At 54.3% G+C, this 9,197-nt stretch carries 10 protein-coding genes; 4 read left to right on the forward strand and 6 right to left on the reverse strand.

What is annotated here, in order from left to right; genetic code table 11:
• Positions 1-2: 2 nt before the first annotated feature.
• Positions 3-485 (reverse strand): peptidyl-prolyl cis-trans isomerase, encoded by a 483-nt coding sequence (locus HOO88_07130; protein ID NOU36526.1) that lies wholly within the window; start codon positions 483-485, stop codon positions 3-5.
• Positions 486-643: 158 nt separating this feature from the next.
• On the opposite strand from HOO88_07130, the gene purU reads away from it, so the two are divergent.
• Positions 644-1,504, forward strand: a complete 861-nt coding sequence (purU, locus tag HOO88_07135) for a formyltetrahydrofolate deformylase (GenBank protein ID NOU36527.1) — start codon at positions 644-646, stop codon at positions 1,502-1,504.
• Position 1,505: 1 nt separating this feature from the next.
• Positions 1,506-2,441 carry a lysophospholipid acyltransferase family protein gene (locus tag HOO88_07140; GenBank protein NOU36528.1) on the forward strand — a complete coding sequence of 312 codons (936 nt, stop codon included), beginning with the start codon at positions 1,506-1,508 and terminating at the stop codon, positions 2,439-2,441.
• On the opposite strand, the gene HOO88_07145 is transcribed toward HOO88_07140, so the two are convergent.
• The 4 genes from HOO88_07145 to HOO88_07160 form a co-directional block, all read right to left on the reverse strand.
• Complete coding sequence (locus HOO88_07145) at positions 2,438-3,685, reverse strand: glucose-1-phosphate adenylyltransferase (GenBank protein NOU36529.1); 1,248 nt, start codon at positions 3,683-3,685, stop codon at positions 2,438-2,440. The two genes, HOO88_07140 and HOO88_07145, sit on opposite strands and share 4 nt — an antisense overlap.
• An 80-nt stretch (positions 3,686-3,765) precedes the next feature.
• Positions 3,766-5,751: an ATP-dependent DNA helicase gene (locus HOO88_07150; protein ID NOU36530.1), complete on the reverse strand. Its 1,986-nt coding sequence runs from the start codon at positions 5,749-5,751 to the stop codon at positions 3,766-3,768.
• A gap of 269 nt (positions 5,752-6,020) precedes the next feature.
• The gene (locus tag HOO88_07155) at positions 6,021-6,296 is read right to left on the reverse strand and encodes a helix-turn-helix domain-containing protein (protein ID NOU36531.1); all 276 of its coding nucleotides are present in this window, start codon (positions 6,294-6,296) and stop codon (positions 6,021-6,023) included.
• Between the two features lie 106 nt (positions 6,297-6,402).
• Positions 6,403-7,113: a hypothetical protein gene (locus HOO88_07160; GenBank protein ID NOU36532.1), complete on the reverse strand. Its 711-nt coding sequence runs from the start codon at positions 7,111-7,113 to the stop codon at positions 6,403-6,405.
• Positions 7,114-7,571: 458 nt separating this feature from the next.
• Here HOO88_07160 and HOO88_07165 point away from each other — a divergent pair, with 458 nt between their 5' ends.
• Together HOO88_07165 and HOO88_07170 are read left to right on the forward strand one after the other, a co-directional pair.
• Positions 7,572-8,159 carry a hypothetical protein gene (locus HOO88_07165; GenBank protein NOU36533.1) on the forward strand — a complete coding sequence of 196 codons (588 nt, stop codon included), beginning with the start codon at positions 7,572-7,574 and terminating at the stop codon, positions 8,157-8,159.
• A 95-nt stretch (positions 8,160-8,254) separates the two neighbouring features.
• A complete protein-coding gene (locus HOO88_07170) occupies positions 8,255-8,488 on the forward strand; it encodes a hypothetical protein (protein ID NOU36534.1) in 234 nt (77 codons plus the stop codon).
• Between the two features lie 125 nt (positions 8,489-8,613).
• Here HOO88_07170 and nikR read toward each other — a convergent pair whose 3' ends face one another.
• Positions 8,614-9,018 carry a nickel-responsive transcriptional regulator NikR gene (gene nikR / locus HOO88_07175; GenBank protein NOU36535.1) on the reverse strand — a complete coding sequence of 135 codons (405 nt, stop codon included), beginning with the start codon at positions 9,016-9,018 and terminating at the stop codon, positions 8,614-8,616.
• Positions 9,019-9,197 lie beyond the last annotated feature (179 nt).

Consider the following 9,197-nt stretch of genomic DNA (forward strand, 5'->3'; position numbering starts at 1 on the left):
TTCTATTTCAGCACAGTGACTTCCGTGATGGTGATCGTTTCTCTGGGCACGTCGCCGGAACCGGTCGGGATATTCCGAATGGCGTCAACCACATCCATGCCTTCAACGACTTTGCCGAAAACGCAGTAGCCCCAGCCCTGCTGAGTCGGTGATTTGAAGTCGAGAAATCCGTTATCCACGACGTTAATGAAAAACTGCGCGCCGGCACTGTGCGGATCGGAGGTGCGGGCCATGGCAATGGAGCCGCGAACATTTTTCAGCCCGTTATTGGCTTCGTTCTCGACTTTGTTCGGGGCTCTTTTCTCCGCCATATTGGCAGTGAGTCCGCCACCCTGAATCATAAAATTGCTGATGACGCGGTGGAAAATGGTGCCGCTGTAGTGGCCGCTTTCAACATACGTAAGGAAGTTCGCGACGGTTTTCGGCGCTTTCTCCGCGTCGAGTTCGAGTTTGATATCGCCTTTGGTGGTTTTCATCAGAATCATGGTCGGTTCTCCTGCTTGAAGGTTGCATACGCCCAGCAGCAGTAAAGCCGCCAGAGTTTTAAACGGGGTAATCATCCGGTTTTTCATGCGCAAAAACCTATTGGTGTTTCGTCCGGTTGTCTATAAAGTTCGTCCTCAAATTACGGAGGGATTTACCTGTGAAAAACGAAGCGTCTGCCATTCTGCTGATTTCCTGCCCCGACCGGCAGGGCATCGTCTGCGCCGTCACCGATTTCCTCATGCGCCACAACGGCAACATTATTGATCTGGAACAGCACACCGACGGCGAAGAGCAGGTATTTTTCATGCGGGTCGAATGGGAACTGCACGGCTTCGCCCTGCCCCGCGACCAGATCAGCGAAAAGTTCAGTCTGATCGCCGCGCGTTTCGCGATGAAACACGAACTGCACTTTTCCGATTACAGACCGCGCATCGCCATTTTCGTTTCAAAATTTCCGCACTGCATGCTCGATCTGCTGGCGCGGCAAAGTTCCGGCGACCTGAACGCCGAAATCCCGCTGATTATCAGCAACCACACCGACCTCGCGCCCGCTGCAAAAATGCACGGTATCGACTTCCACTGCATTCCGGTCTCACAGAACAATAAGGCGGAGCAGGAAGCCCGGCAGATGGAACTGCTCAAGCAGTACAACATCGACGTGATTGTGCTGGCGCGCTACATGCAGATTCTCTCCGACGACTTCTGCAAACACTTTCCGAACCGCGTCATCAACATTCACCATTCCTTCCTGCCCGCCTTCGTCGGTGCCAAGCCGTACCACTCCGCCCACCAGCGCGGCGTAAAAATTGTCGGCGCAACCAGCCACTACGTCACCGGCGATCTCGACGAAGGGCCGATCATTGAACAGGAAGTCATGCGCGTCACCCATCGCGACTCGGTCGAAAATCTGATCCGCAAGGGCCGCGACCTCGAAAAACTCGTTCTGGCCCGTGCCGTCTGGGCGCACCTGCAAAACAAAGTGCTGGTCTATAAAAACCGCACGGTGGTCTTCGGCTGATATGGCAAAATTTTACAGAACCCTGCGCCGTCCGTTTGAAACCGCCGCATTCCGCGTCGCGCTGGCCGTTATCCCACGGCTTCCGCGCCGCGTCATACTCGCTCTGGCCTGGGCTGGCGGAAATCTCGGGTTCCTGTTTGACCGAAGCGGACGACAAATCGGTCTGGCCAATCTCGACATCGCCTTCGGTCTGTCAAAAAGTCCGGAAGAAAAAAGGACCATTCTGCGCCACTCATTCATCACATTCACCCGCACCCTGCTCGACGTCATCTGGTTTGGAACAAAATCCAAGGAGCGGCTAAACCGGTACGTCAAACCCGACGACAGCGTGCAGCGTTTGTTCTGCGGAAAAAATCAGATCTGTGTCACCGCGCACTTCGGCAACTGGGAAGTGGCCGGACAGAATATGGCGCTCCACGACTTCCCGTTCTACAGCATCGCCATGCCGGTCAAAAATCCGGCGGTGGATCGTCTGCTGATTGAGCGGCGCGAAGTAACCGGACAGAAAATTATTCCGCGCGAAGGCGCGCTCCGCAAAATGCTCGGCGTTCTGCGCGGCGGCGGAAAGGTTGCCTTCCTGGTCGATCAAAATACCGAAGAGCATGAAGGCGGCATCTGGGTTGATTTCTTCGGCCTGCCCGTTCCGGTAACACCTGCGCCTGCCGCGCTGGCCGTAAAAACCGGCAGCGAAATTTTCATCGGCTTCTGCGAGCCGCTGTGCGGCGGACACTACCGGTTTTACATCACCGAAATAATTGTCCCGCCGAAAACCGCCAGCGAGGAAACCACCCGCGCGCTGACTCAGCAGATCATGTCCGCCATCGAGCGTCAGGTCGGCAACTATCCGGAGCACTGGCTCTGGATGTACAAACGCTGGAAAATAAAAAACCGCTCCGTAAATCCAGAGCGGTATCCCTTCTACGCCGACAAAGACTAAAGCCGCGTGCCGGACGGAATGATGGTTCCTTTCGGAATGACGATGACGCCGTCGCGAACCACATAGTGCTGGGTCTGCTCGCCTTCCTGCTTGCCGTCGGGCGAAATATAAACGCTGTCGCCGATGCGCACATTCTTGTCGATGATGGCGTTCTTGATGTAGCAGTCGCGGCCGATTCCGAGCCGGATATGTCCGTTGCCGACCGTCTTCTTTTCGTGTTCAAAGTAGTCGGCGCCCATGATGACAGAATGTTCAATCACAGTGCCTTCGCCGATCACCGCGCGCAGTCCGACGACTGAATGAAGAATCCGGTGTCCGGAAATAATGCATCCTTCGGCCAGCAGGCAGCGGTTGAGGTCGCAGCAGTTGATTTTGGACGGCGGCAGATAGCGCATGTGGGTGTAGATCGGTGCTGAGGCATCGTAAAAGGTGAACTCCGGCACGAGATCGGTCAGCGCCAGATTGGCGTCGTGAAACATGCCGATGGTTCCGATGTCTTTCCAGTAGCCTTCGAAAATGTGGCTGTACACCTTGCAGTCGTGAATGGCGGCGGGAATGATGTGTTTTCCGAAGTCCGGATGGTCATTGCCGCACAGCAGTTCGGCCAGCACCTTGGCGTTGAAAATATAAATCCCCATGCTGGCGAGGTAGCGTTCGTCTTTATACATCGGAGCGCGCAGTCCGTCCAACTGCGGCGTATCGCCCGGTTTTTCAACGAATTCGATGATCTTGTTCTTCTCATCGACATGCATGATACCCAGCGAACCGGCCTCGCGGCGCGGCACCGGCTTGGTGCAGATGGTAACGTCAGCGCCGCGTTCCATGTGTTCGGCGATCACTTTGGAAAAATCCATGCGGTACAACTGATCGCCGGAAAGAATGACGACGATATCCGGCTCGCTGGTCATGAAGTGGCGCATCGACTGACGAACCGCATCCGCCGTGCCCTGAAACCAGATGCTGGACGTCGGCGTCTGTTCGGCGGCCAGCATGCGGACGTAGCCCGGCGAAAACTGGTCAAAGATGTAGGTGGACTGAATGTGCCGGTGCAGGGAAACGCTGTTAAATTGCGTAAGCAGGTAAATCGAGCGGATGCCGCTGTTGATGCAATTGCTGATCGGAATATCGACCAGCCGGTATTTTCCGGCAATCGGAACCGCCGGTTTGGCGCGATCCTGTGTGAGAGGCTGGAGACGGGTTCCCGCCCCGCCGCCGAGAATCAGACCGACTGTTTTAACGCCCATACCTGCACTCCTTAAAATAACGGACAAAATTTAGCCTCTACCTTTACTCCGCCGCCAGAACAAAATGCAAATGGCGCGATTTATTCTTCAATCTCAACCGGGCATTCCGGCAGTGCGCGCAAAAAAAGCCGTCCGTACCACTTGCTGGTTACACGCGGATCGAGAATCACAATCGTCCCTTCATCGCTCGCCGTGCGGATCAGCCGTCCGGTTCCCTGACGGAATTTCAGCACCGCCGACGGCAGCGAATAGTCGCGGAACGCATCGCCGCCGCGCGCTTTAACATCTTCCAGCCGCGCCTGTACCAGCGGATGATCCGGCACAGCGAACGGCAGGCGGACAATAATCACACTGCTCAGCGCATCGCCGCGCACATCCACCCCCATCCAGAACCGGTCCAGCCCGAACAGCACGGCTGAACCGTGCTCGCGGAACCGCTTCAGCATCGCCTGCGGCGGAAGCCCGGCGCCCTGCACCAGCAGATCAAATTCCATCCCTTCAAGCTGATCTTTCACCTGTTCCGCCACGCGGCGCATAAACCCCGCATTGGTAAAAAGCACAAACGCGCGGCCCTGACTTTGTGCGATATAACGCGGCAGGGCTTCGATCACGGCGGCTTCAAACGCCTTTTCATCCGTTGGATCCGGCATGTTCGCCGGAATCTTCACGCGCATCTGACGGCTGTAGTCAAACGGCGAACCGACTTGCAGTTCGTCGCAGTGTTCCGCGCCGATCCGTCCGCGGAACCAGCTCAGGTCGTCGCCGACCGCCAGCGTCGCGCTGGTCATCACGACGCTCGGTACTTCGTCGAACAGCATCCCGGAAAGCAGCTTCGCCACGTCCACCGGCGCGGAATACAGTACCGGCTGTTTATGCGTCTTGCCTTCCAGCCCGGCCCAGTAAACATGCCCGGATTCGCTCTGAGTCAGAAAGGTCGTCAGCATTTCGATAAACGCTTTGCCCTTCATCCGCGCCGACTGAAGTTCCGCCTTGAGGCTTTCGTCTTCCATATCGCGAACCAGCGTACCGAAATGAACGTCGAGTTCCGCCAGCTGTTCCGTCAGGCGGGTTTCGACGGCGGGCGGCTCGCGCAGCCGGACTGTCTGGTTGCTTTCCGACAGCTGGCAGTGTTTATGAATCGCTTCAAAAAACCGTTCGCTTTCGTCCCAGATGCGGTTTGTCAGATCGGCGCCGCGCCCGTCGCGCATCACCGCGAAAAGCCCTTTGCGGTTATCCTGCGTAAACAGCCGCCGCAGCCAGTGCTCCATGGCGTAGCGCGACAAGCGGATTCCTAAATGCTCCGCCGCCACATTTTCCATCTGATGAGCTTCGTCGAAAACGACCATGCCGTAGTCCGGCAAAAACGCGCCGCCGGTCGAACGTACCGCCAGTTCCGAAAAAAAGAGATGATGATTCACCACCAGCAGATTGGCTTCATGCAGTCCGGCGCGCGCCTTCATTACAAAACAATGTTCATAGTCAGGGCATTTTTTACCAAGACAGTTTCCGTGCTCCACACAAACCGCGCTCCAAACCTCGGATGAAGGCTGCGGCTCCAATTCCTGCCGGCTTCCTTCGACCGTCGTGTCGGCCCAGGCGCGAATCCGTGCCAGCTCGATTTCCTTTGATGAATCAAACAGATCACTGCCCATCTGCCGGGCACGCGCTAGACGGCGCAGACAGAGATAGTTGGAACGGCCTTTCACCAGCCGCGCCTTAAAATCAACGCCGAGCGACTGCTGGAGAAACGGAATGTCTTTCTCCATCAGCTGTTCCTGAAGCGTGATCGTGTAGGTGGCGACTACGGCGCGGACGTTTTGCGCCAGCGCATTCAGAATCAGCGGAACGAGATAGGCAAAGCTTTTGCCGACCCCGGTGCCCGCCTCGACCGCGAGGTGACAGGAATTGGCGCAGGCTTCGGCGACGGCGCGCGCCATCTGCTGCTGCTGAGGACGGATTTCGAAGGGGAAGTCGCTGTCGGCGTGCGCTTTTTCCATCCCGCCGCCGGACGCAAAAAAGCGTTCGGTCGCCAGCAGCGTTTCGGGATGTTCAACAGGACGGATCATTTCGCCACAGCGTACCGGAAGTTTTCACCACGGAACACACCGAAGACACGGAAAGTTCCAAGGATTGAAATCTCAACCGCGCCCACCGTGCGCGGCCACAGGAACCCGTTCCAACCTGCGCCTGTACCGATTATCATGCGTATCTGGTATAAGGTATGTAGTTCCGCCTTCAGGCGGCATCACCTGCTCCGGCTAAAGCCGGAACTACATACCTTTTCCAATACTAGCATCAGAGTCCAAGGAACTAAATCGCTACTCCAGCAATTCAATCATCCAACCAGTGCCAGAACATCCGAAATTCTCAGCCGGAAGGCTCCGGAATAGATTTCAACTTTTTTCAATTTGCCCGCTTTTATCATTCGCCAAAGCGTGGCTCGACTGACTCCTAACAACTCGGTGGCTTCCCCCATAGTCAGCAACAAAGGCCCGCTTAATGCCTGTCGAACCTCTTTGTTTTGAAGGATATCCAAGGCCTTCATTTTGGCCTCATCATCTGCCGTGAAAACGGACAGGATGATCTGCTCGTTTAACGTTCGTGTATCCATTTTTCTCTCCTTGGTGCGTGTAGCTATGCTTAAGAAAAGAAATGCCCGCAACTATTGCGAACCAGAAACCACTCATCCAGCAATCCAATCATCCACCATTCCAGACCTAAAGGCCAAGGAACTGGATGGCGACGCCGGAAAGGCCAATCGCGCCGCCAGCCAGTGCATGCGTCCAGCGCTCCAGTTTTCCGAGGCGGGCAAAGCTGATTCCCCATGAAGCGGCCATGACAATGGCCATCATTGTAAAGATCGTCACCGCGCTGAACACCGTCGCAACCAGCACCGTGCCAAGAAGACTATGCTGTGAAGCCGGATACATCAGCAGCGGAATCAGCGGCTCGCACGGACCGAGTACGAAGATGGTAAACAGAATCCACGGCGTGATGTTGGCTTTTTTCGCCGGTTCGTGCGCATGGAAATGTACGCCGTCATGGCTGTGCGAATGGGCCGGCTCACAGTTTTCTTTCAAATGAAGATGGGTGTGCGGACGGTTGCGGATGCCGCGCTGAATGCCCCAGCCCATATAAGCGAAACCAAATCCAATCAATGCCCACGCCGCGATGTTTCCGCGAAACGCCTCGAACGCTTCCAGCTTCATGACGGCGATACCGCAGGCGATACCGATCAGGCCGAGCACCACCGAGCTGAGCACATGACCCAGACCGCAGAAAAAGGTAATCCACGCCGTTTTCGTCGAACTCCATTTGCGGGCGCGGTTCATGACGATAAACGGCAGATAATGGTCCGGCCCGAAAATCGTATGCACAAATCCGATTGTTGCGGCGGTCCAGCATAGAATGGCGACATCCATGTTCATAAAGACGTTCCTGCGATTGATTACGAATTGAGAAAACGTAACACCTGAGAGAGAAATAATCCATCCCGAAAACCAAATCGTTTCCTCGATTGCAAAGACCGTCCCTGTTTCAAGGCAGGCAGGATGCCTGCGGTACGTAACAAACTGAAAATTAATGATTTCCGGTTTGTCATGATTGGACCGCAACACTACATTCACGGCATTGGCAGTTTAACCTTTCAAAAACCAAAGTAAGGCTGATAACCCGGTTGGATTTAGGATAAAGACAATGACCGATACCGTAAAAAACAGCCAAGGCGAACCCCTCCCCGACAACTGTTGCCCTCTATGCTGGCAAGCCGATCTCGGTCGATTCCCACTTCGTCCCAAACTTTGCACCCAACTGCAGATTGAAAAATGTTCAAATCCTGAGTGCAATTTTGAGTGCATAGCAAGCTGAATAACAGGAGCGTATTACCATGAACTTTATTAAAAAAACCGTTTACTTCAACGAGGGGAAGACAATTTCAAAACGCCTTCTCAATACACTTCAGGCTGGCCCCGAAATTCGTGTGGCAAAAATCTCAGTTCTCTCCGCGGTCTTGTTCCAAGGTTTCCTTAATAATCAACCAGCCATGAAACTACTTCTCGCCCCACACAGATTCACCGAAGACGAGTTAATACAACTCTATACAGACCTCACTGGTATATTAAACTCCACCAGAAAGAATCGCCAACAACTTGAATACAACAAGAACGCATTAGGCTTGCCGTTCCCTGATTTTGCCATAGACCTTGTGAAGATTAGTGAGTCAGTTATCGAGCTTTGGTTAGCCACCTTGATTTCTGGAGTTTTTCCAAAACTCGAACCCACCGCCAGACAAGCATGGAACCTGATCAACGCATCTCGCATCATGCACGATGATGCGCTCAATGAACTCAAAGAAACCGAACAAAAATCAACAGAACTGACCGGGGCGACCGGACCAATGACCTACAACGAGATTGATTCGGTGACCTGCCTTGAATATTCAAACATGATGCCAGCGTTCAGATCTCTGTCATGAAGACATAGAAAATCCAACCACCGCTTTCACATCTGTCACCCCCGCACTTGCGGGGCTCAGATTGACGAGTAACGTTCGGCAAAGGAGAACAACAGATGGACTTAATTGATAAAATCAAGACCGCACTCGATGCGGCCCGCGACAACAGGACTAAGACAGCAACATTCCACAGCATGATACTAATCCATGCCAAGGAACTGGAGGATCGTGACGCTCTCGATTTCTGTCGAAGAGTTGGCATCGAAGATGTGTGGAAAGTTGAATTCAAGAGGATGATCTCTGCGGCTAGGATGCTTCGAGAACTCGGATTCGACATCACCAAGAAGTAAAAATTAATACCGAACAACCGACTTCACCGCGTACGCGGTGCCCGAAGCGGTGGAGTGAATCATGATAAACTCTAGGGCAGGCATCGCGCCGAGTGAGCCCCACGTTCAATCCGCAAGAACTCGTTTCACAGCTTTCTTCCGGTGCTGGCGGCGGTGAGTTCGCCGGATTTGACACCCTTGGCCGCTTTCAACTGGTCGGCCATTTCGCGGATTTCGCGGGCTTCGCCTTTGACGATAATCACTTCGAGGCAGTTGTGATGATCCATGTGAACGTGCGTCGATGAAACAATCCGGTCGTGGTGGTCGTGCTGGATGGCGGTGAGTTTATCCTGAAGCTGGCGCTGGTGGTGGTCGTACACCAGCGTGATCACGCCGACGACTTCTTCGCCCGCCTGCCACTCTTCATCAATCAGCGCTTTACGCACCAGATCGCGCACCGCCTCGGAGCGGTTGGAATAGCCGCGCCGGTCCAGATGTCCGTCGAACTTTTTGACCAGATCGTCTTCCATCGAAATCGAAAAGCGTTCCATTTAAACCTCCTTATATTCGCCGGGTGAGGTCACCCGGCCTACAAATCCAAAATGTAGATGCTATGTGAGTTGCCGCAATCGCTATAATCCTTAGTGGAACAACAAAAGGAGGACAGCATGACGGACAACTCACATAACAGCGATACGTTACTGGTGGCGATGGAGCTGAGCAACAGCAA

It is taken from the genome of Kiritimatiellaceae bacterium (assembly GCA_013141415.1).
In the GTDB taxonomy this organism is placed as follows: domain Bacteria; phylum Verrucomicrobiota; class Kiritimatiellia; order Kiritimatiellales; family Tichowtungiaceae; genus Tichowtungia.

Bases quoted from the DNA above. Each gene is read 5' to 3' on its own strand.
- HOO88_07130 (NOU36526.1), bottom strand. From the start codon at position 485: ATGATTCTGATGAAAACCACCAAAGGCGATATCAAACTCGAACTCGAC.
- HOO88_07140 (NOU36528.1), top strand. From the start codon at position 1,506: ATGGCAAAATTTTACAGAACCCTGCGCCGTCCGTTTGAAACCGCCGCA.
- HOO88_07145 (NOU36529.1), bottom strand. From the start codon at position 3,685: ATGGGCGTTAAAACAGTCGGTCTGATTCTCGGCGGCGGGGCGGGAACC.
- HOO88_07150 (NOU36530.1), bottom strand. From the start codon at position 5,751: ATGATCCGTCCTGTTGAACATCCCGAAACGCTGCTGGCGACCGAACGC.
- HOO88_07155 (NOU36531.1), bottom strand. From the start codon at position 6,296: ATGGATACACGAACGTTAAACGAGCAGATCATCCTGTCCGTTTTCACG.
- HOO88_07160 (NOU36532.1), bottom strand. From the start codon at position 7,113: ATGAACATGGATGTCGCCATTCTATGCTGGACCGCCGCAACAATCGGA.
- HOO88_07165 (NOU36533.1), top strand. From the start codon at position 7,572: ATGAACTTTATTAAAAAAACCGTTTACTTCAACGAGGGGAAGACAATT.
- HOO88_07170 (NOU36534.1), top strand. From the start codon at position 8,255: ATGGACTTAATTGATAAAATCAAGACCGCACTCGATGCGGCCCGCGAC.
- nikR (NOU36535.1), bottom strand. From the start codon at position 9,018: ATGGAACGCTTTTCGATTTCGATGGAAGACGATCTGGTCAAAAAGTTC.